This window comes from Luteibacter anthropi (assembly GCF_023699965.1).
Classification (GTDB): domain Bacteria; phylum Pseudomonadota; class Gammaproteobacteria; order Xanthomonadales; family Rhodanobacteraceae; genus Luteibacter; species Luteibacter anthropi.
The window spans coordinates 99,529-125,010 of the sequence record NZ_CP077072.1; the positions used below are offsets into that span (position 1 = coordinate 99,529).

23 protein-coding genes and 1 tRNA gene are annotated in these 25,482 nt (G+C 64.3%); 15 read left to right on the forward strand and 9 right to left on the reverse strand.

Going from position 1 to position 25,482, the window contains the following annotated elements; all coding sequences use genetic code 11:
• Nucleotides 1–77 precede the first annotated feature (77 nt).
• The 6 genes from KR767_RS00475 to KR767_RS00500 all read left to right on the forward strand — a co-directional run bounded on the left by KR767_RS00475 (nucleotide 78) and on the right by KR767_RS00500 (nucleotide 4,726).
• Nucleotides 78–404 (forward strand): hypothetical protein, encoded by a 327-nt coding sequence (locus KR767_RS00475; protein WP_250877759.1) that lies wholly within the window; start codon nucleotides 78–80, stop codon nucleotides 402–404.
• 223 nt (nucleotides 405–627) lie between these two features.
• The gene (locus KR767_RS00480) at nucleotides 628–1,665 is read left to right on the forward strand and encodes an agmatine deiminase family protein (protein ID WP_250877760.1); all 1,038 of its coding nucleotides are present in this window, start codon (nucleotides 628–630) and stop codon (nucleotides 1,663–1,665) included.
• 43 nt (nucleotides 1,666–1,708) lie between these two features.
• Nucleotides 1,709–2,599: a carbon-nitrogen hydrolase gene (locus tag KR767_RS00485; RefSeq protein WP_250877761.1), complete on the forward strand. Its 891-nt coding sequence runs from the start codon at nucleotides 1,709–1,711 to the stop codon at nucleotides 2,597–2,599.
• A gap of 106 nt (nucleotides 2,600–2,705) precedes the next feature.
• Nucleotides 2,706–3,941 (forward strand): TraB/GumN family protein, encoded by a 1,236-nt coding sequence (locus tag KR767_RS00490; RefSeq protein ID WP_166947195.1) that lies wholly within the window; start codon nucleotides 2,706–2,708, stop codon nucleotides 3,939–3,941.
• Between the two features lie 97 nt (nucleotides 3,942–4,038).
• Complete coding sequence (locus KR767_RS00495) at nucleotides 4,039–4,359, forward strand: c-type cytochrome (RefSeq protein WP_425602713.1); 321 nt, start codon at nucleotides 4,039–4,041, stop codon at nucleotides 4,357–4,359.
• A 19-nt stretch (nucleotides 4,360–4,378) separates the two neighbouring features.
• Nucleotides 4,379–4,726 carry a c-type cytochrome gene (locus KR767_RS00500; RefSeq protein WP_166947197.1) on the forward strand — a complete coding sequence of 116 codons (348 nt, stop codon included), beginning with the start codon at nucleotides 4,379–4,381 and terminating at the stop codon, nucleotides 4,724–4,726.
• Nucleotides 4,727–4,890: 164 nt separating this feature from the next.
• Here KR767_RS00500 and KR767_RS00505 read toward each other — a convergent pair whose 3' ends face one another.
• Nucleotides 4,891–5,484 carry an NfuA family Fe-S biogenesis protein gene (locus KR767_RS00505; RefSeq protein WP_250877762.1) on the reverse strand — a complete coding sequence of 198 codons (594 nt, stop codon included), beginning with the start codon at nucleotides 5,482–5,484 and terminating at the stop codon, nucleotides 4,891–4,893.
• Between the two features lie 140 nt (nucleotides 5,485–5,624).
• Here KR767_RS00505 and KR767_RS00510 point away from each other — a divergent pair, with 140 nt between their 5' ends.
• Both KR767_RS00510 and KR767_RS00515 read left to right on the forward strand, forming a co-directional pair.
• Nucleotides 5,625–5,966, forward strand: coding sequence for a 4a-hydroxytetrahydrobiopterin dehydratase (locus tag KR767_RS00510; RefSeq protein WP_166947199.1), 342 nt, complete (start codon nucleotides 5,625–5,627; stop codon nucleotides 5,964–5,966).
• A 1-nt stretch (nucleotide 5,967) separates the two neighbouring features.
• Entirely contained in the window at nucleotides 5,968–7,368 is a 1,401-nt protein-coding gene (locus KR767_RS00515) for a CPBP family glutamic-type intramembrane protease (protein WP_250877763.1), read from the forward strand.
• Nucleotides 7,369–7,498: 130 nt separating this feature from the next.
• On the opposite strand, the gene KR767_RS00520 is transcribed toward KR767_RS00515, so the two are convergent.
• Complete coding sequence (locus KR767_RS00520) at nucleotides 7,499–8,353, reverse strand: RluA family pseudouridine synthase (protein ID WP_250877764.1); 855 nt, start codon at nucleotides 8,351–8,353, stop codon at nucleotides 7,499–7,501.
• Between the two features lie 452 nt (nucleotides 8,354–8,805).
• Between KR767_RS00520 and rne the strand changes: the two genes are divergently transcribed.
• Nucleotides 8,806–12,564 (forward strand): ribonuclease E, encoded by a 3,759-nt coding sequence (rne, locus tag KR767_RS00525; RefSeq protein WP_425602758.1) that lies wholly within the window; start codon nucleotides 8,806–8,808, stop codon nucleotides 12,562–12,564.
• Nucleotides 12,565–12,857: 293 nt separating this feature from the next.
• Here the strand turns inward: rne and KR767_RS00530 are convergent, their stop codons facing one another.
• Nucleotides 12,858–13,511 (reverse strand): response regulator, encoded by a 654-nt coding sequence (locus KR767_RS00530; protein WP_166947203.1) that lies wholly within the window; start codon nucleotides 13,509–13,511, stop codon nucleotides 12,858–12,860.
• Nucleotides 13,512–14,080: 569 nt separating this feature from the next.
• On the opposite strand from KR767_RS00530, the gene KR767_RS00535 reads away from it, so the two are divergent.
• Together KR767_RS00535 and KR767_RS00540 are read left to right on the forward strand one after the other, a co-directional pair.
• Nucleotides 14,081–14,305, forward strand: coding sequence for a hypothetical protein (locus KR767_RS00535; protein ID WP_166947204.1), 225 nt, complete (start codon nucleotides 14,081–14,083; stop codon nucleotides 14,303–14,305).
• A gap of 86 nt (nucleotides 14,306–14,391) precedes the next feature.
• Nucleotides 14,392–15,009 (forward strand): hypothetical protein, encoded by a 618-nt coding sequence (locus KR767_RS00540; protein ID WP_250877766.1) that lies wholly within the window; start codon nucleotides 14,392–14,394, stop codon nucleotides 15,007–15,009.
• A gap of 131 nt (nucleotides 15,010–15,140) precedes the next feature.
• Here KR767_RS00540 and KR767_RS00545 read toward each other — a convergent pair whose 3' ends face one another.
• Entirely contained in the window at nucleotides 15,141–16,010 is an 870-nt protein-coding gene (locus KR767_RS00545) for a methylenetetrahydrofolate reductase (RefSeq protein WP_345779888.1), read from the reverse strand.
• Nucleotides 16,011–16,179: 169 nt separating this feature from the next.
• Between KR767_RS00545 and msuE the strand changes: the two genes are divergently transcribed.
• From msuE to KR767_RS00565, 4 genes are all read left to right on the forward strand, one after another.
• Nucleotides 16,180–16,761 (forward strand): FMN reductase, encoded by a 582-nt coding sequence (msuE, locus tag KR767_RS00550; protein ID WP_166947207.1) that lies wholly within the window; start codon nucleotides 16,180–16,182, stop codon nucleotides 16,759–16,761.
• 75 nt (nucleotides 16,762–16,836) lie between these two features.
• Nucleotides 16,837–17,820, forward strand: a complete 984-nt coding sequence (locus KR767_RS00555) for a DUF1852 domain-containing protein (RefSeq protein WP_250877768.1) — start codon at nucleotides 16,837–16,839, stop codon at nucleotides 17,818–17,820.
• 25 nt (nucleotides 17,821–17,845) lie between these two features.
• Nucleotides 17,846–18,874: a methionine synthase gene (locus tag KR767_RS00560; protein ID WP_166947209.1), complete on the forward strand. Its 1,029-nt coding sequence runs from the start codon at nucleotides 17,846–17,848 to the stop codon at nucleotides 18,872–18,874.
• Nucleotides 18,875–19,024: 150 nt separating this feature from the next.
• Nucleotides 19,025–19,924 (forward strand): LysR family transcriptional regulator, encoded by a 900-nt coding sequence (locus KR767_RS00565; protein WP_250877769.1) that lies wholly within the window; start codon nucleotides 19,025–19,027, stop codon nucleotides 19,922–19,924.
• Nucleotides 19,925–19,976: 52 nt separating this feature from the next.
• On the opposite strand, the gene KR767_RS00570 is transcribed toward KR767_RS00565, so the two are convergent.
• The 5 genes from KR767_RS00570 to KR767_RS00590 form a co-directional block, all read right to left on the reverse strand.
• Nucleotides 19,977–21,236: a type II toxin-antitoxin system HipA family toxin gene (locus KR767_RS00570; RefSeq protein ID WP_250877770.1), complete on the reverse strand. Its 1,260-nt coding sequence runs from the start codon at nucleotides 21,234–21,236 to the stop codon at nucleotides 19,977–19,979.
• The gene (locus KR767_RS00575) at nucleotides 21,229–21,543 is read right to left on the reverse strand and encodes a helix-turn-helix domain-containing protein (protein ID WP_208392482.1); all 315 of its coding nucleotides are present in this window, start codon (nucleotides 21,541–21,543) and stop codon (nucleotides 21,229–21,231) included. The genes KR767_RS00570 and KR767_RS00575 overlap by 8 nt, the downstream gene beginning before the upstream one ends.
• Before the next feature lie 342 nt (nucleotides 21,544–21,885).
• Nucleotides 21,886–21,961, reverse strand: a tRNA-Gly gene (locus KR767_RS00580).
• Nucleotides 21,962–22,025: 64 nt separating this feature from the next.
• A complete protein-coding gene (locus KR767_RS00585) occupies nucleotides 22,026–23,174 on the reverse strand; it encodes a threonine aldolase family protein (protein ID WP_250877771.1) in 1,149 nt (382 codons plus the stop codon).
• Between the two features lie 105 nt (nucleotides 23,175–23,279).
• Nucleotides 23,280–25,457, reverse strand: a complete 2,178-nt coding sequence (locus KR767_RS00590; protein ID WP_250877772.1) for an alpha-galactosidase D — start codon at nucleotides 25,455–25,457, stop codon at nucleotides 23,280–23,282.
• Between the last annotated feature and the right edge of the window lie 25 nt (nucleotides 25,458–25,482).

The window sequence follows — 25,482 nt, forward strand, 5'->3', positions numbered from 1 at the left end:
TCGTGGCGTGCCCCGGGGCGATCTGCTACAACGGCGTCCTGCGCCGCCTTGGGGAGCGCGACGGAGTTCCTATGTCCATGTACAAGCCTGTTTTCGCCGCGCTCGCCCTGGCGTTCGCCCTGACGCCTGCCGCCCGTGCCGGCGATAACCTGCTCGTGCAGCGCGTGCAGCAGGAGCAGGGCATGAACCTGCCCGCCAAGGGCATGTCCATGGCCGAGGTGGAGCGCCGCTTCGGCGCGCCCACATCGAAGCTGGACGCCCGTGGCGGCGGCAAGCCGAAGCAGCCGGTGATCAACCGCTGGATGTACCCCGGATACATCGTGTATTTCGAGCGCAGCCGGGTGATCCACACGGTGCTCAACACCCCGGCCGGCAACAACACGAACCCCTCGCCCCCCCTGTAGGAGCGCGCCTCGCGCGCGACCGGCTCCTCGCGAACATTGGGTCGCGCGCAGGCGCGCTCCTACAACGCCCCGCGCACGATCGCCTCATTGCCCTGTAGGAGCGCGCCTCGCGCGCGACCGGGGAGGTCGTAAGGCCGGTCGCGCGCGAGGCGCGCTCCTACACAGCAAGGGTCATCTGGAAGCCTTACAATAGCCGGCTTTCCCCAAGCAGCCCCTTCCGACCATGACCGAGCGCTCCTCCTACCGCCTGCCCGCCGAATGGGAGCCGCAGGCCGGCGTCCTCATTGCCTGGCCGCACGCGGATACCGACTGGGCCGACCGCCTGGCCGAGGTGGAGACCACCTACGTCGCCCTGGCCGCTGCCGTTACCCGCTTCGAGCCGCTGCACGTCATCGTGGCCGATGCCGAGCTGCGCGAACGCGCCCGCCTGCTGGCCGAACAGGCCGGCGCCGACATGTCGCGCCTGCACTTCATCGAACTGCCCTACGACGACACCTGGTTGCGCGACTCCGGCCCCATCACCCTCACGGGCCCGGACGGCGTGCTGCTCAACGACTACCGCTTCACCGGCTGGGGCGGCAAGTTCGGCGCCGAGCAGGACGACGCCATCATCGCGGGCCTGCTTGAGCGCGGCGTGCTCTGCGGCCTGCCGCACAAGCGCATCGACTGGGCACTGGAAGGCGGCGGCATCGAGAGCGACGGCCAGGGCACCATCCTCACCACGTGGAAGTGCCTCAACCAGCGCCACCCACAGCTCTCGCGGGAGTCGATGACCGACACGCTCGCCACCACCCTGCACGCCGACCGCGTGCTGTGGCTGGACCACGGCTACCTCGAAGGCGACGACACCGACGCCCACATCGACACGCTCGCCCGCTTCAGCCCGGACGGCAGCATCGTCTACCAGGCCTGCGACGACGCCAGCGACCCGCATTTCGCGGAGCTGGGCGAGATGGGCAAGGAACTGGCGGCCCTGCGTTCGCCGGAAGGGCAGTCGTATCCGCTGCATCCGCTGCCCTGGGCCCAGCCGATCATCGACGAAGGCCGTCGCCTGGCCGCGTCGTACGCGAACTATCTGATCGTCAACGGCGCCGTGCTGGTGCCTGCCTATGGCGACCGCGTGGATGCCGAGGCCGCCCGCATCATCGGCCTGGCCCATCCGGGCCGCGAGGTGGTGCAGGTGCCCTGCCGCCCGCTGATCTGGCAAAACGGCAGCCTGCACTGCATCACCATGCAGCTGCCGGCCGACATCGCCAAGTAATTCACCTACACAGCGCGGCGAGAGCCGCGCGAGGATCGACGACATGACCCGCAAGACCCTCAAGGTCGCCCTCCTCCAGGAAACCGACCACGGCAGCCGCGACGCCAACCTCGACGCCATCGAGGCGGGCCTACGCAAGGCCGCGGCCGCTGGCGTGGAACTGGTGCTGCTGCAGGAGCTGCACAACGGCCCGTATTTCTGCCAGCACGAGAGTGTCGATGTATTCGACCTGGCCGAGACCATCCCGGGCCCAGGCACCGACCGCATCGGCAAGCTCGCCGAAGAGCTGAAGCTCGTCGTGGTCGCGTCCATCTTCGAAAAGCGCGCCACCGGCCTGTATCACAACACCGCCGTGGTCTTCGACCGCTCGCGCGAGATCGCCGGCAAGTACCGCAAGATGCACATCCCCGACGATCCGGCGTTCTACGAGAAGTTCTACTTCACGCCGGGCGACATCGGCTTTGAGCCGATCCGCACCTCGGTGGGCAAGCTCGGCGTGCTGGTGTGCTGGGACCAGTGGTATCCGGAAGCCGCGCGCCTCATGGCGCTGGCCGGCGCCGACCTGCTGTTCTACCCCACGGCCATCGGCTGGGACCCGAACGACAACGACGCCGAGAAGGCCCGCCAGCGCGAGGCCTGGATCACCGTGCAGCGCGGCCATGCCGTCGCCAACGGCCTGCCCCTGCTCTCGTGCAACCGCACGGGCTACGAGGCGGATCCTTCGGGCGTCGGCAGCGGCATCCAGTTCTGGGGTTCCAGCTTCGTGGCGGGTCCGCAGGGCGAATTCCTCGCCCAGGCCGGCACCGACGGCGCCGAACTGCTGATCTGCGATGTGGACATGGAGCGCAGCGAACATGTGCGCCGCATCTGGCCGTTCCTGCGTGATCGTCGCATCGACGCCTACGGCGACCTGACCAGGCGCTTCCGCGACTGAGCCTGGATCGCACGAGCCGTGAAGCGCCTACTTGCGCTTCGCGGTTCACGCCCCACTAGTTACTGTTCGCCGTTCACGCTCCACTCCTAACGCGCTGGAATACCGAATGCTCCCGGACGAGATAGCCACCACCGACGTCGCAGCCCTGGAAGGCCAGCCCATCCAGCGCATGGAGCGCGATGGCGTCGAGTACGTCATCCTCGGCACGGCGCATGTGTCGCGTGCCAGTGTGCAGGCGGTGGATGCCCTGCTCGCCACCGAGCATTTCGATGCCGTGGCAGTGGAGCTTTGCGCCAGCCGTGCCCACGGCATCCGCGATCCGGAAGCCTTCAAGCAGCTGGACCTGTTCCAGGTCATCCGCCAGGGCAAGGCCGGCATGGTGGCGGCAAGCCTGGTTCTCGGCTCGTTCCAGAAGCGCCTCGCCTCGCAGTACGGCATCGAACCCGGCGCAGAAATGAAAGCGGCCATGGATGGCGCCGAAGCGCGCGGCATTCCCGTGTGGCTGGTGGATCGCGAAGTCGGCACCACGCTCAAGCGCGCCTGGCGCAGCGTCGGTTTCTTCCAGCGTTTCGGCCTGCTCGGCGGCATGCTTGGCAGTGTGTTCGAGCGCGAGGACATCGCCGAGGAAGACATCGAGAAGCTCAAGCAGTCCGATCTTCTTGAAAGTGCCTTCAGCGATTTCGCCAAGGGCTCGGCCCCGCTTTATCACGCACTGATCGCCGAACGCGACCAGTTCATGGCTGCACGTCTTCGCGAGAATGGCGAACGCATGGACGCCGATGCACCGTCGCGCAAGGTGCTGGTCGTGATCGGCGCCGGTCATCTGAAGGGCATGAGCGAACAGCTGGCCCACCAGCACGGCGATGCCCGCTCCACGGCCGACGACCTCGCCGTGACTCCACCGGCATCGAAGTGGCCCAAGTACATCGCCGTGGGCGTGGTGCTCGCGATTTTCGCCGTGATCGGCTTCGCCTTCTACCGCAATCCGAGCCTGGGCAAGGATGCGCTGATGAGCTGGGTGCTGCTCACCGGCGGCCTGTCGGCGCTTGGTGCGCTCATCGCGGGCGCTCATCCACTGAGCATCATCGCGGCCTTCGTTGCCGGCCCCATCAAGCCGTTCCGCCCCGGCATTCCGTCCGGCGCCATCAGTGCGATGGTCGAAGCCTGGATCCGCAAGCCGCGCGTCGGCGACTTCGAACGCCTGCGCGACGACATCACCCACTGGACGGGCTGGTGGAAGAACCGGGTGGCGCGCACGCTGCTCAACTTCTTCCTGGTGTGCATCGGCACCATCGCCGGCGAGTACATCGCCGGGTTCCATATCCTGCGCAGCCTGCTCTAGGGTTTGTGCAGGGCGAGTTGTCGGGCGTCGCGAACCGCTTCTATACTCCGGGAGCTACTTTTACCCCGGCCCCGCCCGGCACCCAGGGAACCCATTGATGAAGCGTTTGCATCTGATTGGTCTGACCGCTGTAGCCATGTGCGCCGCTTTTGCGGCGCACGCTGAAGGAAACAAGGCCAACGGGCGAACGCTCGTGTATACCTGTCAGGGGTGCCACGGCATCCCGGGGTACTCCAATGCCTACCCCAGTTACCACGTGCCGCATATCGCGGGCCAGAACGAGCAATACCTCGTCAATGCGCTGAAGGCCTACAAGAGTGGCGAGCGCACGCATCCGACGATGGGTGCGCAGGCGCAAAGCATGTCGGACCAGGAAATCGCCGACATCGCCGCCTATCTCTCCAGCATCGCCAAGTAAGCCGCCGAGGATGCATACGATGACCCGTGGGATCGCCCTGACCGCCATCGCCGCCCTGCTGGCGCTGACTGCCACCTCTTCCATGGCCGCCGGTGACCCGGCTGCCGGCGCCAAGAAGGTCGCCACCTGCGTGGCCTGCCATGGCAAGGACGGCAATGCCGTCGACCCGCAGTACCCGCGCCTCGCCGGCCAGTACGCCGACTACCTCGCGCAGTCGCTGCACGAGTACAAGGACGGCCGCCGCAACAACGCCATCATGAAGGGCTTCGCGGCCACGCTGTCCGACCAGGACATCAGCGACATCTCCGCCTACTTCTCCAGCCTGCCGACCAAGTTGCAGGGGCTGGAGGGGCATGTGCAGGATTAAGTCACCCCCTGTAGGAGCGCGCCTCGCGCGCGACCGGATTCGCCATACGCGCCCTGACGGGGGCGTACCTACATGTGCAACCCGATCGCGATGCCGGTCGCGCGCGAGGCGCGCTCCTACAACGGTGAGGTGATCCTTGCGGAACGCCGGAACCGTTACCTGGATTATCCGGCCTTGCGCTCGAAATAAGGCTTCTCGCCTGTCTCGTGGTCTGTGACGTCGCGCACTTCGGTCACTTCGGGGATGCGCTCGCGCAGGGTCTTCTCCACGCCGTTCTTCAGCGTGACATCCACCATGCCGCAACCGTGGCAACCGCCGCCGAAGCGCAGCACCACCACGCCTTCGGCCGTGACCTCCACCAGCGAAATGCGCCCGCCGTGCGAGGCGATCTGCGGTGCGATCTCGGATTCCAGCACGTAACGCACCCGCTCGACCAGCCCGGCGCCCTCGCCCGGGGCCTCGCCCTTGATGCGCGGCGCACGGATGTTGAGCTGGCTGCCCGTGGGCGTCATCTCGTAGTCGATATTGGCCGGATCGAGCCAGCGCATGCTTTCGCCATCGACATAGAGGTTGAAGCCCTCGCATTCGATGGTCCACTCGTCGCCCGTGAGTTCACCAGCGGCGCAGAATTCCAGCTCGCACTGGGCGGCGGGCGTGCCAGCGTCGACCACGCGCAGGCGAATGCCCAGGCCGTCTTCGCCCTGTTGCGCCACGAGGCGCTGGAAATGCGCCTGTGCGCGTTCCGAGATATCGATCATGTTGGCTCCGAAACGGGTCCGGCCGTCGAGCTGCCGGAAAACAGCACCATTTTAGTACGGTTTCCACATGAGCGCGCCGTTTTGACAATTCAACCGCCTGCACGCCACGCTTCACGCTTTCTACGTACGGACGCCCGGCCATGACGCTTTCCCCGCTCGCCTCCCAGCACTGCCAGCCGCGCAAGGGCGCGGAGCACGCGCTCGATCGCGCCGCCATCGACAGCCACCTGGCGTCGCTGCCGGGCTGGAAGGTGACCGCCGACGGCAAGGCCATTGTGAAAGACTTCCCTTTCAAGGACTTCCACCACACGCTGGGTTTCATCAACGCCGTAGGCTTCATGGCCAACCAGGAAGACCACCACCCTGACCTGGAAGCCGGTTACGGCCATTGCCAGATCCTGTGGTCCACCCACGATGTCGGCGGCCTCTCGCTGAACGACTTCATCTGTGCCGCCCGCGTCGAGGCCCTGCTCGATCGCTGACGTGCGCCCCGGCAGCTCTTCATTGTGGACGATGATCGCGACGGCCCTGCTGGCCGCGCTGGCGTTCGTCCTCGTGCAGCCCTTTGCTTCGCGGGTGATCCGTTTCTCCCTTGAACGCGAAGGGGCGGCGGAACGGGCAGCCCTCGCCAGCGGCGACTCACCCTGGCACTGGCGCTTTGCCGGGCGCGACGACGTGGTGGCCGGGCGCGTTTTCGGCACTGGCCAGCTCGAGCCGGTGGATGACGGATTACAGGTCCGGGCAACGGACGACCGGCCGAACGAAGTCGGCTTTCCCCTCGCCCGCACGGTCGATCTGCGCCGGCTCGACACCCTGCGTTTGGACATGACGGCCTCGACTGCGGGCGAATACACCCTGAGCGCCCGCCAGACGCTGATTTCGCCCCTGCTGTTCGCCGATCTCGGCAAGCAGCCCCGTGGCCGGCTGCCCACGGCAATCCGTCTCGACCAGCTCGCGTGGCGCGATGCGGCCGGACGGCCCACGGATCTACCACCCCGGCTCGCGATGCTGCGCCTGGGCGTTCGCCTGCCCGCGCAGGCCAGCCTGACGCTGCGCGAGGCCTGGCTGTCTTCCGGCTCCGGGCCACTGGAAACCTCGGGCGTGCCCATGCCTGCAGGTCTCAGCGCCGAGGCCCTGCTGCACTGGCGTGACCGACGCTATGCAAGCGATCCGCTGGCGACGTTTGGGTCGCAGGCACCACCGGGCCCCCATTGGACGGGCTGGACCTGGCTGCCCCTGCCCATCTATGTCGTGATTCTTGTCATCAGCGGCCGGCGAGCCCACCGGCGCGGTGCAGCCGGAGCCACGGATGCGCTGCTGGCACTGGCCGGCCCGCTCTGGCTGATCGCCGGCCTGGGGCTAGGCCCGGCTTTATCTCCCGCTGGCGTGGCAATGTTCGCCCTGGGCGTGGCCTATGCGGGCGCCCTGGCCTGGCGCCGCCTGATACCTGCGTGGCACTGGTCAGGATCGTGGCGGATGGCAGGGTGGCCCCTGCTGGCCATTCCCGTGACCATCGCCCTGGTTGCCGTCGCAGGCCATTCGCTGGCCTGGCCTCCGGCCGGGCGCGCCGCGCTTTATGTCGGCTGGGCCCTGTTCCAGCAATGGCTGCTGCTTGCGGTGGCCGGAAGCCTGCTGGACCGGACGATGCCCCGGCCATTCGCCGTGTTGCTCACGGCACTGGCCTTCGCCCTGCTGCACACGCCGAACGGATTGCTGATGCAGCTGTGCTTCGTGGCCGAGCTGGGCTGGGCCTGGTGGTACATGTACCACCGCTCGCTTCTGCCGGTGGCCCTGGCCCATGCTGCGGCAGCCGTGGTGCTACAGGCCGGACTCACCGGCGGCATCCTCCGCTCCCTGGAAGTCAGCGCCCGCTACCTCATGTAACGCGTCGCCCTCGTGTAGGAGCGCGCCTGCGCGCGACCGGGGCGGAGCGCAAAGTAAAAGTCTGCGACACGCGACGGATGATTTCGCCTGGCCGGTCGCGCGCAGGCGCGCTCCTACAGGGGCGGCTGCTTCAGCCGCGGAGATTATCCAGGAACGTCTTCAATTCATCCGGCAACGGCGCCGAAAAGTCGTAATTGCGACCATCCAGGTCGAAACTCATGCGTGCCGCGTGCAGGAACATCCGCTTCAGCCCCATGGCGCGGTAGCGCTTGTTGGCTTCCTCGTCGCCGTACTTCGGGTCGCCCGCCAGCGGGTGGCCGATGTACTGCGAATGGACGCGGATCTGGTGGGTGCGGCCCGTGCCCAGGGTGGCCTGCATCAGGCGGGCACCCTTGTACTGCTCCACTTCCTGGAAAAAGGTGAGCGACGGCTTGCCGGCGTCGTCCACCCGCACCATGCGCTCGCCACCGTGCATCACCGACTTCAGCAGCGGCTCGTTCACGTCGAACTTGGCCCGGCGCGGGGTGCCTACCATGAGGCACAGGTACTGCTTGATGACCGCGTTGTCACGGATCAGGGCCTGCAGGCCCGTGAGCCCCGAGCGGGACTTGGCCAGCACCAGCACACCGCTGGTGTCGCGATCCAGGCGATGGACCAGCTCCAGGTGTTCGTTCGGCCGGGCGGCACGCAGCAGCTCGATGGCGCCATGACTCACGCCACTGCCGCCATGAGCCGCAATGCCCACCGGCTTGTCGATCACCAGGAAGTGCTTGTCTTCAAAGATGATGGCTTCCGTGACGGCCCGGACCATGCCGGCCGGAGCCACGCCCTCTTCCCGTTCAGCGACGCGGACCGGCGGAATCCGCAGCATGTCACCGGCCGCGAGACGGGTTTCCGGCTTGGCGCGCTTGCCGTTGATCCGCACCTGTCCCGTGCGCAGGATGCGATAGACAAGGCCCTTGGGCACCCCCTTCAGGAGGGTCATGAGAGCGTTGTCCACGCGCTGGCCGTCCCTCTCGGGACCGATTTCGACCAGGCGCACACCTTGGCCGCCGTCGAGGGAAGTTACCGTCTGCATTGATAAAACTCGAAATTGATAGGATACTCGGCTCGCGCCAGGCTCCGCTGAAGACTCATCTCTCGCGGGGTGCCGGTTCCGTCGCGTAAGGCGAGTGTCGCGCCAACCCGTCCGAGGGGTCGGGGGCGCTGGGCACCCCACATCGTAACGGTTCGGGTTGCGGTTGTCCGGTTAATCCGTAAGGACGCGGGCCGGTTGCAAGGCGCTTATTCACGAATCACGCCGGGCCCAGGTATCGGTCCCGGATCTTATGCCGCTTTACGCCTCATCGCAGCGGCGCGATCCCCGGCAGGCCGCCAATTGGGCGCCACCGCGGCGCGCGGCCGCGCGGCAAGGCCGAGGAATCTACAATGAAGCGTATGTTGATCAACGCGACTCAGCGCGAAGAGTTGCGCGTGGCCATCGTCGACGGACAGAACCTCTACGATCTCGACATCGAGATCCCGTCCCGCGAACAGAAAAAAGCCAACATCTACAAGGGCCGCATCACCCGCGTCGAGCCCTCCCTCGAAGCCTGCTTCGTCGACTACGGCGCCGAGCGCCACGGCTTCCTTCCCCTGAAGGAAATCGCCCGGGAATACTTCAATCCCAACGCGGAAGGTAAATCCAACATCCGCGAACTCCTGAAGGAAGGCCAGGAGATCATCGTCCAGGTCGAGAAGGAAGAACGCGGCAACAAGGGTGCCGCGCTCACCACCTTCATCAGCCTGGCCGGCCGCTACATGGTGCTGATGCCCAACAACCCCCGTGCCGGCGGCGTATCGCGCCGTATCGAGGGTGAGGATCGCCAGGCCCTCAAGGAGGCCATGGAGCACCTCAACGTGCCCGACGAAATGGGCCTCATCGTGCGCACCGCCGGCATGGGCCGCGACGCCGAAGAGCTCCAGTGGGATCTCGACTACCTGCTGCAGCTGTGGAAGTCGATCTCGGCCGCCGCCAACTCGCAGAAAGCGCCGTTCCTGATCTACCAGGAATCCAAGCTCTTCATCCGCGCCCTGCGCGACTACCTGCGCAACGACATCGGCGAAATCCTCATCGACGAAGAGTCGCTGTTCAAGGACGCCCGCGATTTCGTCCAGCAGGTGATGCCGAACAACCTGCGCAAGCTCAAGCTCTACCAGGATCCCACGCCGCTCTTCTCGCGCTACCAGATCGAAACCCAGATCGAGAGCATCTTCGAGCGCAATGTGCGCCTGCCCTCGGGCGGTTCGATCGTGATCGACCAGACCGAAGCCCTCACCGCCATCGACATCAACTCGTCGAAGGCCACCAAGGGCAGCGACATCGAGGAAACGGCGTTCAACACCAACCTCGAAGCCGCCACCGAGATCGCCCGCCAGCTGCGCATCCGCGATGCCGGCGGCCTGATCGTCATCGACTTCATCGACATGGACAGCCCGCGCCACCAGCGCGAGGTTGAGGAGCGCCTGAAGGACGCCCTCAAGGCCGACCGTGCCCGCGTCCAGATCGGTCGCATCTCGCGCTTCGGCCTGCTGGAGATGTCGCGCCAGCGCCTGCGCCCGAGCCTCGGCGAAGCCACCCAGATCGTCTGCCCCCGCTGCGAAGGCCACGGCCATATCCGCAGCGTGGAGTCCCTGGCGCTGTCCACCCTGCGCCTGATCGAAGAACACGCCATGAAGGAAAACACCGGGCAGGTCCTGGTGCAGGCACCGCCGTCGGTCGCCAACTTCCTGCTCAACGAAAAGCGCGCCAGCATCGTCGAGATCGAACTGCGCCACAGCGTGCACGTGGTCGTGGTCGCCGACGACAAGCTGGAAACCCCGCATCTGGAAATCACCCGTATCCGCGAGGCGGACATGGGCGAACACAGCAAGCCGAGCTACGAGCGCACCACCCCCGTGCTCGCCACGCCGCTGCCGAAGATGGGCCAGATGCTGGGCAGTGGCGAACAGCCGCTGGTGACCGGCGTCGTGCCGGCCTCTCCGGCCCCTATCCGTGATGAAACGCCGGAAGCCACGCCCGTGGCGCAGCCAGCCCGTCAGCCGGCCGCTGCGGCCAAGCCCAGCGGCGGCTTCTTCTCCCGCCTGTTCGGCGCCCTGTTCGGTGGCGGTTCCGCCCAGCCGGCACCGGCCGCCCAGCCGGCTACCAGCCCCCGCCGCGACGAATCGCGCCCGGGTGGCCGCAACGAGCGCAACGGTCGTCGCGACGAGCGTCGTGGCGAAGGCCGTGGCAAGAGCGGCGATCCGCAGCGCCAGGGTCCGCGCAACAAGGACAACGCCCCGCAGGGCAAGGGCCAGCAGCAGGCCAAGGGCAACAAGGCCCAGGGTCAGCCGCAGGGCAAGGGCCAGCAGGCCGAAGACAAGAATCGCCAGAAGGACACCCAGCCGTCGCAGGGCCGCCAGGGCGGACGTAACGAGCAGGACAAGAACCCGCAGCAGGCCGGCAACGAGAATCGCCGCCAGCAGCAGCCGCGCGGCGAGCGCGTGCCGCAGGCAGACAAGGCCGAGAAGGTGACGGAGAAGGCCGATAAGGCCGCCGCACCCGCCCAGCCGGTCCAGCCGCGCGCCGAGAAGGCGCCGGCGCAGGCCCCGGTGGTGGACGAAAAGCTGCTCGTCGCCGGCGCGGCCGCCGCTACGGTGGCCGCCACGGCCGCCGAGGCCACGGCAGCCACTGCAGCCACTGCAGCCACCAGCGAAGTGGAGAACACCGAGTCCGTCGCAGCCGATGGCACGAAGGAAGCCGGTGAAGGCGGTCAGCGCCGTCGTCGCGGTCGTCGCGGCGGTCGCCGCCGTCGTCGCCAGGAAGACGGTGCGCAGGGTGCCAGCGTCGATGGTGCCGCGGGCGCCGACGATCTCGATGACGAAGAGGGTGAGGACAACTCGCCGGTCACTGCCCGTGACAGCGACAGCGTTCCGCCGGTCTTCGACACCGCGGAAGCTGCAACCCATGCCTTCAAGGTAGAGGCTCCGAAGACCGAAGCCACCCGCCCCGCCGTCGAATCGACCGATGACGACGACAAGGTACCGTCGGCCCTCACCCTGCCTTCGCTGCCGAAGCTGCCGCCCATTCCGGGCAGCACCGCCGCGGCGCAGGTCACGTCTGTCGCCATCTCGTCCGAGCCCGTGGCCACGCCGGCGGAATCCGCCGACCTGCGCACGACCGAACGTCGCCAGACCGAATCGAACGCCCCACTGAAGAACGAGTCCCCGGCGCCGGCTGTTGCCGCGCCTGTGGAAACGACCGTTCCGGCCGCCCCGGCGGTTGTCGAAGCGAAGGCAGAGGAAACGAAGCCCGTCGTAGCGGCACCTGCCCCGACGCCCGTCCAGGAGCAGCCGGAGCCGACGTCCGAACTCGACGCCCCGGCCCGCGGTCTCCTGCCGGAAGCCTCCGAGCCCTCGAAGGCTGTCGAGCCAGTGATCGCCACCGCACCCGTGGCCGCCGCCGAGAAGGCTGAAGTAGCGACGCCGCACGCTTCTACCGCGGAGCAGAGCCAGGCCGCCCCGGCTGCGCCCGCACCGGTCGTGGCCCGTGATGCTGAAAAGCCCGCAACGGTGGAAGTTGCAAAGACCGAGGTGACGGAGGTCCAGGCTCCGACGGCAGACGTCAAGGCATCGGTTGCTCCGACGGCTCCTGCGCAGGAAGCCCCGACGACAGACGCTCCGAAGGTCTCGGTACAGGACGCTCCGGCCGCCGACGTCCAGAAGGCTTCCGAACATGGCGCCCCGGTTGAGGAAGCCTCCACGGCTCACGCTACGGAAGCACCCAACACCCAGGCACCGGTCGCGCCAGCCCCTGAAGCTCCGAAGGCTCACGCACAGGAAGCTCAGGTAACCCAAACGCCTGTCGTGGAAACCCCGGCTGCCCCAGTCAAGCAGGTCGCCTCCGAAAAGGCTGCCGATGAGGCAGGCCATGTGGAAGACGAATCCGCGAAGCCTGTCGCTGCCGCCCCGGCCGCATCCCCTGAAGAGTCGGCATCGGCTACGGCCCCGGTAACACCGAAGTCGCCCGAAGCGTCGAACGTGTCGCACGTATCCCACACGCCGGCATCTTCGTCGGAGAAGTCGGGATGGACGCCGCCTACTCAGGGCGACCTGCTGACCCGTCCGCGCCATGAGTCGCACGGTGGGGATTCGTCGCCGCGGGATGCCCAGTCGTAAGGGTTGAGGGATAGCGGTCGCGCGCAAGGCGCGCTCCTACAAGGGGCGCGCCGGGCAGACATCGGATCAAGCACCTCGCCCGCGCCACACCGCCGCCCTGCACATGACCGACCGGCACCCCACACGCCCCGACACCCCTGTAGGAGCGCGCCTCGCGCGCGACCGGCAGATGGGCACGACCCAATCAGGCAGAGTGACGGCCCCGCATACCAGGTGCATCCCGAATAACCCGCTCCACCAACAAAAACGCCGGGCATTGCCCGGCGTTTTTGTTTACTCACGACAGCAACGAATCAGCTGCCAACCTGATGATTATGCGTATCAAGCAGCCCATGCACTGTCATGAGATGGGCCAGCCCCACCACATGATCGACGTGCAGCTTTTCCATCAACCTCTGCTTATAGGTGGAAACCGTCTTCGGACTGAGATTCAGCCTTTCACCAATGGACGTGAGCGGCATACCACGCACCAGCATCATGGAGACTTCCATCTCACGAGTGGACAAGGTATCGAACGGCGAATCGGAGCCATCGAGCGTCGCCAGCGCGAGCTGCTGGGCCACCGTGGGCGCGAGGTAACGCCGGCCGGATGCCACCTGCCGGACGGCACTCAACAGCTCATCGGCGGAGCAACCCTTCGTGAGATACCCCAGGGCACCCGCATCGAGCAGCCGCTTGGGGAAACGCGCATCGTCCACCACCGTGAGGATCACGATGTTGGTACGAAGCTTGGCCCGGATCACACGCTCCGTAAGCTCGACGCCACTCATCCCTGGCATGTGGACGTCTACCAGGGCGATATCCGGCGCCTGGGAACGAATCAGGCGCAGGCCCTCCTCGGCCGACGATGCTTCTCCTCGAATCCGGATGTCTGCCTGTTGCTGCAGGATCATCCGGAAACCGGTCCTGACCAATTCATGGTCATCGACCAAAACTACGTTAATCATCTGAAGCCCTCCCTGGGCCGACCGTACTTCTGAACGCCTCCCACTGGAGGCGCGCAGCCTGCGAACACGTACAATGCCAGATGTGCAGGCGAGACAACCAGCGCAGGTCTATGATCGGGTGGGCGAGCGACGGCATGTAGTGGGGTTACCCCTCACTCCCTGGGCGGAAAAACCAGAGGCTATTGTCATCCTCTTCCCGGCTCGTGTGTGAGGGCTTTCTGACAGCGCGCTCTCCGGACGTTCAGGACCCTGCTAGCGCCGCGCGGGCACGGAAGACCGCTGCCGATGGGCAGCCCTCACAGCCATCCACCGTCGAAAGAACACGATGCCCGCCAGGATGACAATGGCCGGGCCCCATTTTCCGCCAGCCGCCTCCGCCAGCAACCGGCTCGCGGCCAGGGCGCCCAGACTATTCTTATGATCATGCGCCATGGCGGCCCCCTCCTTCATGAGGGCTCCAGCCTTGCGTGCCGTCGATAGGCAGGGCGTGAAGGGGATGCCGACTCCATGTGCACGTCACGGCTTTCGGCGTCGTATGATTGCCGTCAGTTCAACTCCCCCACCCCGCCGTGCCCAGAAGCCTGACCGACTACCTCCCGTGGATCGCCATCGTGCTGGCGGTGATCGTCGCGGCTGTGTATTTCGACACGCAGTCCAGGGCGCCGGAACCGGACACCTACGAGAGCTGCATCGCCCGGCTCACGGCCACCGACCAGAGCGAGGCCGATCGCGCACTCAACCGGTCGATCTGCGCAGGCAAGCCCAAGGCCCCCGCCAGCAGCAGCACCCGATAGGCTCCGGTTTATCCGACCGAAAGGGTCCGGAAAGAGGCGCAGCGCGCAAATAGCCGCACTTCACCTCCCTTATGGATCCGTGTCGCATGCGCCTGACTCCGGCCCTCGCCCTTATCGCGCTTTCCTGCCTCCCTTCTGCTGCCGCCCTCGCTGCGAGCAAGCCCACCACGGAAACCATCGTCTTCATGCGCCATGGCGAGAAGCCGGACGGCGGCTATGGCCAGCTGGACTGCCAGGGTCTGAACCGCTCGCTCGCCCTGCCCGATGTACTGATCGGTCGCTACGGCCAACCGGCGGCGATCTTCGCTCCGGACCCGGGCGCCACGCAGGTCTCCGACCCCGCCGGCAAGTTCGACTACATCCGCCCCCTGGCCACCATCGAGCCCACGGCGATCCGCCTGGGCATGCCGGTGAACGTGCCCTATGGCTTTACCGACATCAGCGACATGAAGGATGTGCTGCTGGGTTCCGACTTCCGGTCGAGCACGATCTTCGTGGCCTGGGAGCACAAGCAGCTGGTCAAGCTGGTGAAGAAGATCGTCAAGGACAGCGGCGGCGACGACAGCATCGTGCCCAAGTGGCCGGACAGCGATTTCGACAGTCTCTACGTACTGACCCTGGTGCACGACGGCAAGACCACCACGGCCAGCCTGCACCAGGACAGCGAAGGCCTGAACGGCCTTTCGCAGACCTGCCCGCGCTAGGACCACAAGCCGGCAGGCACGATTACCAAAAAGCCCCTGCATCAGGGGCTTTTTGCTTGCTGACGGTACCATCGGGCAGCAGATGTCCCAATGGACCAGACCAAAGCGCTACCCGTGGCCGGCCAATGACGTCATGGTGCCGTTCCCGCACGTGCCCGGTAGCGTCCTATCCACTCCACGGACTGTGCGACGCCCCCAAAGGGGAAAAAGTGCAGCTGCACGTCCCCATGGGCTGCCGTGAGGCCAGCCACCAGCCGATCCACGAAGTGATCGGGCCCTGCCGTGCCGAGCAGCCTGCCAAGTGACAGGCCATAGCTGGCCCACATGGAGGCGCATGCACTCACGCCGCATAAAGCGGCATAACGCGCGAGCACCGCTAAACCCGCAGGGCCGGGCACGCCCACGCGTACGGGATGCGCGATGCCGCGCTCGCGCAATGCGCCCAGCCAGGCCAGGACAAGGTCAGCGTCAAAGGCGAACTGCGTGATGATCAAGGGAGCCATGCCGCGACTGACGATGGCCTGGCACTTGCGTTCGAGGACATCCCAGCGATCGGCCTCGCTCATGATCGAATGGCCGTCTGGATGGCCACCTACTCCTACCACCTTGATGCCGGCGCGCTCGAAGACGCCCGTTTCAATCAACGAGTAGCTATCGGCGAACGGCCCCTTGGGAGTTGCCGGATCGCCTGCAATGACAAAGCACCGCTCGATGCCACCCTCGGCGACCGCGCGCTGGATAAAGGCTTCCAGCTCGACACGCGAAGCAATGCGGCGAGCAGCAAGATGCGGCATCGGCTGGAAGCCCAGCTCACGAATGGCCCGGATGGCTGCAAGCCGCGCGTCGTTGCTCTCGCCCGGCAGCCAGGGAACGGAAACCATGGATCCGCGCGGTATACCTGCGGCGTTCGCCGCCAGGACGGGCACGGCCCTCGCACTGACTTCCAGCGAATAGCCGTCTGTAAGGCTAAATGCCGTTACGGGCTTATCGATGTAAATCAAGGGGTTTACCTTCAAAGCACAGAGTGGCGGCCATTCATATGACTCAAGCTCATAGATGGGTGAATTTTAACCATTTTATTTCATGACCGCCCATCGATAGCATCAAACGACGTTGACCACTCCCTCTTCCGGAGCGGCTACGCCCTCACTCGCCGGGTCTTTGAAGAACATGACACGTCCCCTTCGTGCCGTAGCCGTCTCTGGCGGACTACAGCGCCCCTCACGCGCTGCCACGCTGGCAATGCACCTGCTCGGGCTGATCGGCAACGAGGTCCCGTGCGAGCAGCACCTGGTGGAACTGGGAGTACTCGCACCGCACCTTTCCGGCGCGATCTGGCGCACTCAGCTCCCGGTCGCGGTGGAACGGGAACTCGTGGCCGTTGAGCAAGCGGACATCCTGGTCGTGGTGACGCCCGTGTTTCGCGGCTCCTACACGGGATTGTTCAAGCATTTCTTCGATTTCATCGGTCAGGATGCCTTGGTGGACAAGCCGGTCCTGCTGGCCGCCACCGGCGGAAGCGAGCGCCACGCACTGATGATCGATCACCAGCTGCGCCCGCTCTTCAGCTTCTTCCAGGCACGCACATTGCCTTTGGGCGTCTACGCGACCGAGGCGGATTACGTCGACTATCAGGTCCGGAACGAGGCCCTGATCCAGAGGACCAGGCTGGCTATCGAACGCGCCATGCCCTTGCTCGACCTGACCCACGGCGCACTACGCACGCGTGTCGCTGATGTCGTCGCCGCCTGATGGGCGCATCGGTGGCCCGTAGCGGGTCACGGACAGATTCACCATTTATCGCAGAACCTTACGGTGCCAGGCCCTATGAACAACGCATTTGCATTCAGCATCAAGACCACGTGCTTCGACGAAAACTACCATCCTGCGGAAAGCACGCGCGCAACGACGAATTTCGCCAATCTGGCCCGGGGCGAAAGCCGTCAGGAGAACCTGCGCAATACCCTGCGGATGATCGACAATCGCTTCAATAACCTGGCGCACTGGGACAACCCCGGCCAGGATCGCTACTCGGTAGAACTCGACATCATTTCCGTGGAAATGGCCATCGACACCGCTGCCGGCGGTGATGCGTTCCCGTTGATCGAGATCCTGAAGACAAAGATCGTCGACAAGAAAACCAACCGCTCCTTTGAAGGCATGGTCGGGAACAACTTCTCCTCGTATGTGCGTGACTACGATTTCAGCGTGCTGCTGCCAGAGTACAACCGCGACCGTCCCACCTTCGGCGCTCCCGATGACTTCGGTGACTTGCACGGCAAGCTGTTCAAGCACTTCGTGAACTCGGACGTCTACAAGGCGAACTTCCACAAACCGCCTGTCATCTGCATAAGCGCGTCAAGCAGCAAGACCTATCATCGGACGGGCGTACAGCACCCGATACTCGGTGTCGAATACGAGCAGAACGAATTCTCTTCGACGGACCAGTATTTCGCGAAGATGGGGCTTCAGGTGCGCTTCTTCATGCCGCCGAACAGTGTCGCTCCCCTGGCCTTCTACTTCCTCGGAGACCTGCTGGCCGATTACACCAGCCTTGAGCTGATCAGCCTCGTCAGCACCATGGAAACCTTCCAGAAGATCTACCGTCCCGAGATCTACAACGCCAACTCGGCGGCGGGCCCGTTATATCAACCCAGCCTGAAGCATCAGGATTATTCATTGACCAAGATCGTCTACGACCGCGAAGAGCGTAGCCAGATGGCCGTCAAGCAAGGCAGGTTCACGGAAGAGCATTTCATCAAGCCCCACAGGCAGGTCCTTGAAAAATGGGCAGCCGAGTGCGCTCTCTAATCCACCAGAAAAATCATTATCTTTCATGAAGAAACTACTCCCCACCTCTACCGCCGGCAGCCTGCCCAAGCCTTCCTGGCTGGCCCAGCCTGAAAAACTCTGGTCCCCCTGGAAATTGCAAGATGAAGAGCTTGCCGAAGGCAAGCGGGATGCCCTTCGTCTCTCCCTGCATGAGCAGCAGCTGGCAGGCATCGACATCGTCAGTGACGGCGAGCAGACCCGCCAGCATTTCGTCACCACGTTTATCGAGCATCTGAGTGGCGTCGACTTCGAAAAGCGCGAGACCGTCCGCATCCGTGATCGCTACGACGCCAGCGTGCCGACCGTCGTGGGCGCCGTGAGCCGGCCGCGCCCGGTTTTCGTGGACGACGCCCGCTTCCTTCGCCAGCAGACCCGTCAGCCCATCAAATGGGCCCTCCCCGGTCCCATGACGATGATCGACACCCTCTACGACAATCACTACAAGAGCCGCGAAAAGCTCGCCTGGGAGTTTGCAAAACTCCTGAACCAGGAAGCCCTCGAACTGGAGGCTGCCGGCGTCGATATCATTCAATTCGACGAACCGGCGTTCAACGTCTTTTTCGATGAAGTCAACGACTGGGGCGTTGCCGCCCTGGAACGTGCCATCGAAGGGCTCAAGTGCGAAACAGCCGTGCACATCTGCTACGGCTACGGCATCAAGGCGAACACCGACTGGAAAAAGACGCTGGGCTCCGAATGGCGCCAGTATGAAGAGTCGTTTCCCAAGCTGCAGAAATCGAAGATCGACATCATTTCCCTGGAATGCCACAACTCCCATGTCCCCATCGACCTGATCGAACTCGTTCGCGGCAAGAAGGTCATGGTAGGGGCCATCGACGTGGCGAGCGATACCATCGAAACAGCGGAAGAAGTCGCCGCCACCCTGCGCAAGGCACTGCGCTTCGTCGATGCCGACAAGCTCTATCCGTCCACGAATTGCGGCATGGCACCACTCGCCCGCCAGGTGGCCAGGGGCAAGCTCAACGCACTCAGCGCCGGGGCAGATATCGTCCGCGCCGAACTCTCTGCCTAGTCATCCTTGCCGCACCGATGCGCTGGACGTCCGGGCCATGGGCTGACCCCATGGTTTGGACGTCCATTTAACGGGTGGGATGTGCTTGGCATAAAAACGCCAACCCATGAAGTAAGATGGTCTTTTTTCAGTCATCCATCGAAACTGATCATGCTAGAGCGTGGACATCTCACCATCCTCAGGGCCGTCGAGGAGCAGGGCTCCCTGACCAAGGCGGCCGAGTTCCTTTGTCTCACCCAGTCGGCATTGAGCCACACCATGCGCAAGCTGGAGCGGGAGCTGGGCACGGAACTGTGGTTGCGCCAGGGCCGCTCCATGCACCTGACCCAGGCGGGCGAATACCTGCTGGCAGTTGCCAATCGCCTGCTTCCCCAGTTCGAACTGGCGGAGACCCGCTTGCGCCAGTTCGCCCAGGGCGAGCGCGGCACACTGCGTATCGGCATGGAGTGCCACCCCTGCTACCAGTGGCTGCTGAAGATCGTGTCGCCCTACCTCAAGGCATGGCCGGAGGTCGATGTCGACGTGAAACAGAAGTTCCAGTTCGGCGGCATCGGCGCGCTCTTTGGCCACGAGATTGATCTGCTTGTCACGCCGGACCCGCTTTACAAAACGGGGCTCCATTACGAACCGGTGTTCGACTACGAGCAGGTGCTGGTGGTGAATCACTCCCATCCACTGGCTGGCGAACCCTGGCTTCGCCCCGAGCAGTTGTCCAACGAAGTGCTCATCACCTACCCCGTGACCCTGGATCGGCTGGACATCTACAGCCAGTTCCTGCAACCGGCGGGCATCAGCCCCCGGAAGCAGAAAGCGATCGAAACCACCGACATCATGATGCAGATGGTGGCCAGCGGCCGGGGCGTCGCGGCACTGCCCCGTTGGCTTGCCGAGGAATACGCCACGAAGATGCCCCTGGTGGCCTTGCGCATGGGCAACCATGGCATCGCCAAGCAGATCCATCTGGGTGTTCGCGAGGCCGATATGGGCGTCGACTATGTCAAGGCATTCTTCGAGCTGGCCCGGGCCCACGGGCGAGCGCAGGCTCCTTAGCCGTCGGCTATGCAGCTAACGACGGGCCATGTGCCAGGGAAACTGCGGGGCGTCACCCCAACAAGGCAACGTTCTGATCAATGCGACGTTGAATCATGTCTAGCGTGTCGCGTGTAATCGCCTGCGGAAAAAGTTCGTTGGCGATGCCTTTAAACCGGCTTGCCACGTCACGGATGCTGTCGATGATGCTGGCAGCGATCGTCTCCGGAATTTCGGCTTCCCTGGCAAGCCTGAGCATGGCTGCACGAGTAATCGCCAGCGCTTCGCCCATCACGTCCATCTGGTGATATCCGCCCGGCCCTTCGCAGAACGTCACGTCATAAGCGGGAGCGAGCCTCCATCGCCCTTCCGGCGACATGAGGTAGGCGAAGTTCTTCGGGTGATCATCCCTGTTGTTGAACGCCACGTTGAAGACGGCACGCTCGAAGGCCGATGCCTTTTCTCGCACATCATGGGTACACCGATGTGTCGCACGCAGGAAGGTGACGTAATCCAGGCTCCCGGGAGAGCGGTAGTCGGCACCCGTAAAGGTGGCGAGGCTTTGCATGGGTACGCGCAGGCCATCCTGGCGGTCGAAGCGTTTGCTGGCGAACGCGGCCAGGCCACCGGGAAGGCTGAAGTACTGCGTGTCAGGGGTCTCGATGCCACACAGGCGCAGGCAATGGGCGTAAACCATTTCCATGGCGCACACCTCCGCATGCTCTTCCCCTGACGGGAACTTGATCAACCAGGCCTCGAAGCCTGGCGTGACGGCCGTGGTGAAGCTGCCGGACGCAGGGTCCCGGTACACCAGGGCCTTGGGCCTGGCACCCTGGGGCGAACCGCCCACCATCAACAACGTCTGCAGGAACTCGCCACCCTCACCGTGGAGCACCTGCTGCACTTCGGCAGCAAGTTGCTCCAGGGGGATATGCGCACGTAACCGCTGTCCTTCGGGCAACACAGGCTCGAACGTCATGGCGCCCATGGCATTGCCGCCAATGTATGCCAGCCGCTCCAGTGCACCGATGCGTTCCGCGACGAAACCACGACGCCTGAACATGCGGTCCATCAGCAACATACCCCAGCCGTCGGGCAACGCGTCGTAGACCGGCCCGGGCAAGTCCAGTTGATGGGAAGGAAAGCCCCTGCGTAACGCTGGTCCATTCAGCGGCAGCGTATACGACGCCAGCTCCAGTCCCCTTTGCCTTGCCTCGTCGCTGTATTCGAACACGACCTGAGGACGACCATTGATAGCCGTGGTAGACACCAACGTGCCCCACCGCCATCGCTCGCCCCAGCCTTCGTAGTAGGCGTTCACCTGCTCAGGCATGGCCGGATTTCTTCTTGATGCGCTGGCGACTGGCGCTGTGTTCGTAGCGCCGGATGTCCTCGATGCTATCCAGCCTGGGCAGGAAAAGGCCCTCAAGCTCCTGGGCCCGGCCAAGAACCATGGCGACGCGAACGACGGTCTCGAACCCCACGTTGCGCCCGGACTCCAGATTGGACACGGTGTTGGTGCCGACGCCCGCCCGAGCAGCCAGTTCGGCCTGCGTCATCTGCTGGGCGAGCCGCTCCATACGCAGCCGCTGGCAAAGCCGATGAACGATTTCGCTCGATGTACTGAAGCTTAAATCCATTATATGGGCCGCCAAATTCGATTCTGGAAGTTAACACCCAGAATTATAGATTTATGCCATCAAACCATCAAGGAAATTAATTCCTTTATTTTGCTTCTTATACCACTAGCATAGATATAAGACACGTTATTTTGGATTTATATGGACATCGTTAAATCCCGGTCCCGGAGCGACCAGTGGCGCAGGAACGCCCGACAGCGCGGCAACAGGCGGGCCGTGTTGGAGGTGGTGTATTGCCTGGAGCGGATGGCCCACGGAAGGGGCAGAAACGAAAAAAGAGGCTTTCGCCTCTTTTTCCTTCACTGGCCAACAGAATGTCTGGAAGACCCGTCGGCCTGAATATGGAGCGGGAAACGAGACTCGAACTCGCGACCCCGACCTTGGCAAGGTCGTGCTCTACCAACTGAGCTATTCCCGCGTCGTGAGCCGGCCATTATAGGTTTTTTTCGACATCGCGCAAGCCCCCTTTCACCATGGGCTTGTCAGGGAGAAAACACCGCGGCAATGGCCTCCACCGGGCGACGCAGAAGGGTTTCGTTGAAGGAGATCGGAAGACGCCCGTCTTCCGGGCCCGCCACGAAGATATTCGCCGCTTCGGCCCGCTTGCCCAGGCCTTCGACAATGCGCGGTTCCAGGTGCAGGATCGCGATATTGCTCGCACGCGCCACCCGCTCCACCCGGATGCCCGGCATGCCTTCCAGCTTTGCCAGCAGTGCATCACCCGCAGTACGGACTTTCGCGAAACGACCCAAGAAGCCATCGAGCCCTTGCGATGCAAGCAGGGCCGCCGGCCAGCCGTGGAAGAGGGTGCCGCCAAAGATATGCCTGAGCTGGCGCGCCCGTGCCATCTGCGGCTTGCTGCCCGCAAGCACTGCACCAAAAGGCGCACCAAGGTACTTGTAGAGCGATACATAGACGGTGTCGAACGGCTCCGCATAGATACGCGGATCAAACCCGGGCTGCCCGCTCATCAACAGCAAACGCGCGCCATCCAGGTGCATGCCGATGCCATTGGTCTTCGCCAGCGATGCAATGCGGCCGATGACGTCCATCGAGATGCAGGAGCCATCCAGCCTTCGCACAGGGCTTTCCAGCGAAATGGCGCCGATCTCGATCGGATAAGGATCCTCCTTGCGCTGCGCCAGCGCCGCCTCGACCGAGGCAATCAGGCCGTCACCGGTACCTCCCTCGATCGGTACCGGATTGATCCCGCTCAGGATCGCCGTGGAATCTTCCTCATCGCGGTAGACATGGCTTTCCTTCTGCAACAACAGATGACGCCGGTCGCCGCAGAGGATGCGTATCGCGACCTGGTTGGCCATCGTGCCCGTGGGCATGAAGACGGCGTCCTCCTTGCCGAGCAGACGGGCGAAGGCTTCCTCCATGCGCCCTGTCGCGCCGTTATGCAGGTACATGTCGCCAGCTTTCGTCGTGGTGTCCAGCGCGCCCTGGAGTCGTGCAGGCAGGCTCGTCGATGCGGTGGGAACGTCATCTCCCACCAGCGCCACCGCCTTGTCCAGCGACGATGCCTTTGCCTGTGCCGATGCCACGGCCGTACCTGGCGCCGCGCCCGTCGCGAGCGCCAGCGCACCCGCCGGCACCGCCTGGATGAATTCCCGACGACTGACCATCCCATGCCCCCGCAACGATAGTGCCCGGAGCGTCGCACGTCCCAAGTAGCTGCGCCATGTGCCGTAAGTGTCAGCCAGCCATCCCGGCCGGCTGACACGGCTGCCTTAACGGCAAGGCGACGAAGCGAGCCCGAGCAGCGCCGGAACGACGGGTGGAGCGATCACGATGCGGTCCAGGTCGGGAGCGAAGCCACTCGCGTTGCCGAAGCGGATCGTGTTGACCCCTTTCTTCAGAGCCACCGTCACAACCTTTGCCACCGGGTCGTCGAAGCTGCTGCCGTCGAGTGCAAACTCCATCGCCGTGGCACCGTTGATCGACATTTGCAGACTCCGCGCTCCCTTCGTCGCGTAATCGATCTCCAGCTGATAGTTCCCTGTTGCCGGGACGGTGACGCTGGTGAACGTCACAGAATTGGCAACACCGCCACCGATATTGCCGGCCTTGGCGAGGCCCGAGAAATAATTACTGAAGCCTGCCGTGACCGTGCCACCGAGCACCGCCGACTCCGCTTCATACGTGGCGACGTCAGGACGCGGCGCGTCGCCACGGCCTGATACCACGATGCGATCCAGATCCGGTGGATAACTCACCGTATTGCCGAAGCTGATGCGGTTGTAGCCCTTGCGCAGGCAAATCGGCACCGTGCCCGACGAGGGCAACTGGAAGCTGCCGCCGCCGGAGTTGAAGGTCTGCTGCGGACCGTCGTTTACCTGATACAGATAGGAACGCAGGCCCTGGGTAAGCGAATCGATACGCAGAAAATAACTGCCGTCACGCGGCGCGTAGACCTGGCCGAACGTCACCGTATTGCCAGCCCCAAGCCCGAGGCCGCCGACCTTGTTCCCACCCGAGCAGGCCGGGCATGCATATACGGCTGCCGTACCGGCGAGCGCTGCAGCTTCGGCCTCGAAGCTCGCGAATGGATCGGCTGCCACCTGCCCCGGCATGGCTTCCACGAGCAACAGCTGCGTGGCGTGCCCCGGCAGCACCGTGACATGGCTACCGAACGACGGACCCAGCTCCTTGTGGGTCCAGAGATCGCGCACACGCAAGGCGCCGTTGATGCCCATGCGTCGCCACTGCCACTCCGCAACGGTGCGCGTCGCGTTCATATTGAATAGGGCTACGTAATAGCGTCCGTTGCCCAGGTCGCTCACCCATACCTGAAGATCGCCCGCCTGCAACTGCTTCGCCGGCTTGCCAGACTGGTTCACCGCAATCACGTCGTCGTTGATGGCAAGCTGGCGACCCGTATCGTCGAGCTTCGTCAGATCGCCACCGAGATAGATCGGTGCATTCGCCATCGACCACAACGTGAAGGCCGAGCGCTTTTCGTCGAGGCTCAGGCCGTCGAGGTCGCCATCGCCAATGTCCAGGGAATCCAGGTCGTTCCAACCCTGCGAGCCACCGGCGGCATCCTGCCAGTTCGGCAGGTCGCGGAAGCGTTTTTCGATGCGTGGCCAGTTGGTCAGCGTTGCGCAACGACCTTCGCATTCCACGTCATCGTCGATGCGCCGTGCGTTGGAGTAGGCACGCCAGGTATCGAGGTAATCCTTGCCGACCTGCCAGGACACGGTGAGCCAGATCGGACGCCCGCTGCGCTGGATGGCACGCGACCATGCCGCCACATCGTCGCGGTTGTCGATACTCAGGTCATCGCTGTACGACCCCGGCGTCACGCCATCGAGCTTGATGAAATCCACACCCCATGATGCAAACAACGCCACCACCGAATCCATGTACTCCTGCGCGCCCGGCCTGGAGAAATCGATCTTGTAGTGATAAGGCGAGGTGCCGGGCCCACCGAAGGCATTGCCGGCGCGATGCGGCACCGCCAGGATGTCCTGGATGTGGTACGGGGTGCCGAGGATGGGCGAGTTCGCCTGCACCGCTGGTTCTTCCACGCCGGGAATCCAGTAGATGCCGGCCTTCTGACCGTTGGCATGGATATGGTCGATCATCGCCTTGATGTCGGGAAAGACCGACAAATTCGGCGTGGGCCGGCCATTGGCATCGAAACTACCCTGCCATCCCGAGTCGAGATTGATATAGGTGTAGCCATGGTCCTGAAGCCCCGACGATTTCAGCGCGTCGGACTGGCGGATCATGTTCGCCTGGGTCAGAAAATCCGGTTCGATCGTCTGCTGGCTGAAACTGCTCCAGCCAAGATAAGGCTTCTGGGCAACGCCATTGACCTGCGCCATGACGCAGGGGGCAACAAGGGATAGCGCGCAGGCAATGACGAGCCTGCGTAACGCGAAACGACGGTTACGGTCGTGCATGGTTCGACTCCATGGGTGAAGGAGG

What these genes read in the sequence shown, in the direction of transcription:
- KR767_RS00475 (WP_250877759.1), top strand. Translation starts at nt 78, where the DNA reads ATGTACAAGCCTGTTTTCGCCGCGCTCGCCCTGGCGTTCGCCCTGACG.
- KR767_RS00480 (WP_250877760.1), top strand. Translation starts at nt 628, where the DNA reads ATGACCGAGCGCTCCTCCTACCGCCTGCCCGCCGAATGGGAGCCGCAG.
- KR767_RS00485 (WP_250877761.1), top strand. Translation starts at nt 1,709, where the DNA reads ATGACCCGCAAGACCCTCAAGGTCGCCCTCCTCCAGGAAACCGACCAC.
- KR767_RS00490 (WP_166947195.1), top strand. Translation starts at nt 2,706, where the DNA reads ATGCTCCCGGACGAGATAGCCACCACCGACGTCGCAGCCCTGGAAGGC.
- KR767_RS00495 (WP_425602713.1), top strand. Translation starts at nt 4,039, where the DNA reads ATGAAGCGTTTGCATCTGATTGGTCTGACCGCTGTAGCCATGTGCGCC.
- KR767_RS00500 (WP_166947197.1), top strand. Translation starts at nt 4,379, where the DNA reads ATGACCCGTGGGATCGCCCTGACCGCCATCGCCGCCCTGCTGGCGCTG.
- KR767_RS00505 (WP_250877762.1), bottom strand. Translation starts at nt 5,484, where the DNA reads ATGATCGATATCTCGGAACGCGCACAGGCGCATTTCCAGCGCCTCGTG.
- KR767_RS00510 (WP_166947199.1), top strand. Translation starts at nt 5,625, where the DNA reads ATGACGCTTTCCCCGCTCGCCTCCCAGCACTGCCAGCCGCGCAAGGGC.
- KR767_RS00520 (WP_250877764.1), bottom strand. Translation starts at nt 8,353, where the DNA reads ATGACCCTCCTGAAGGGGGTGCCCAAGGGCCTTGTCTATCGCATCCTG.
- rne (WP_425602758.1), top strand. Translation starts at nt 8,806, where the DNA reads ATGTTGATCAACGCGACTCAGCGCGAAGAGTTGCGCGTGGCCATCGTC.
- KR767_RS00530 (WP_166947203.1), bottom strand. Translation starts at nt 13,511, where the DNA reads ATGATTAACGTAGTTTTGGTCGATGACCATGAATTGGTCAGGACCGGT.
- KR767_RS00540 (WP_250877766.1), top strand. Translation starts at nt 14,392, where the DNA reads ATGCGCCTGACTCCGGCCCTCGCCCTTATCGCGCTTTCCTGCCTCCCT.
- msuE (WP_166947207.1), top strand. Translation starts at nt 16,180, where the DNA reads ATGACACGTCCCCTTCGTGCCGTAGCCGTCTCTGGCGGACTACAGCGC.
- KR767_RS00555 (WP_250877768.1), top strand. Translation starts at nt 16,837, where the DNA reads ATGAACAACGCATTTGCATTCAGCATCAAGACCACGTGCTTCGACGAA.
- KR767_RS00560 (WP_166947209.1), top strand. Translation starts at nt 17,846, where the DNA reads ATGAAGAAACTACTCCCCACCTCTACCGCCGGCAGCCTGCCCAAGCCT.
- KR767_RS00565 (WP_250877769.1), top strand. Translation starts at nt 19,025, where the DNA reads ATGCTAGAGCGTGGACATCTCACCATCCTCAGGGCCGTCGAGGAGCAG.
- KR767_RS00570 (WP_250877770.1), bottom strand. Translation starts at nt 21,236, where the DNA reads ATGCCTGAGCAGGTGAACGCCTACTACGAAGGCTGGGGCGAGCGATGG.
- KR767_RS00575 (WP_208392482.1), bottom strand. Translation starts at nt 21,543, where the DNA reads ATGGATTTAAGCTTCAGTACATCGAGCGAAATCGTTCATCGGCTTTGC.
- KR767_RS00585 (WP_250877771.1), bottom strand. Translation starts at nt 23,174, where the DNA reads ATGGTCAGTCGTCGGGAATTCATCCAGGCGGTGCCGGCGGGTGCGCTG.
- KR767_RS00590 (WP_250877772.1), bottom strand. Translation starts at nt 25,457, where the DNA reads ATGCACGACCGTAACCGTCGTTTCGCGTTACGCAGGCTCGTCATTGCC.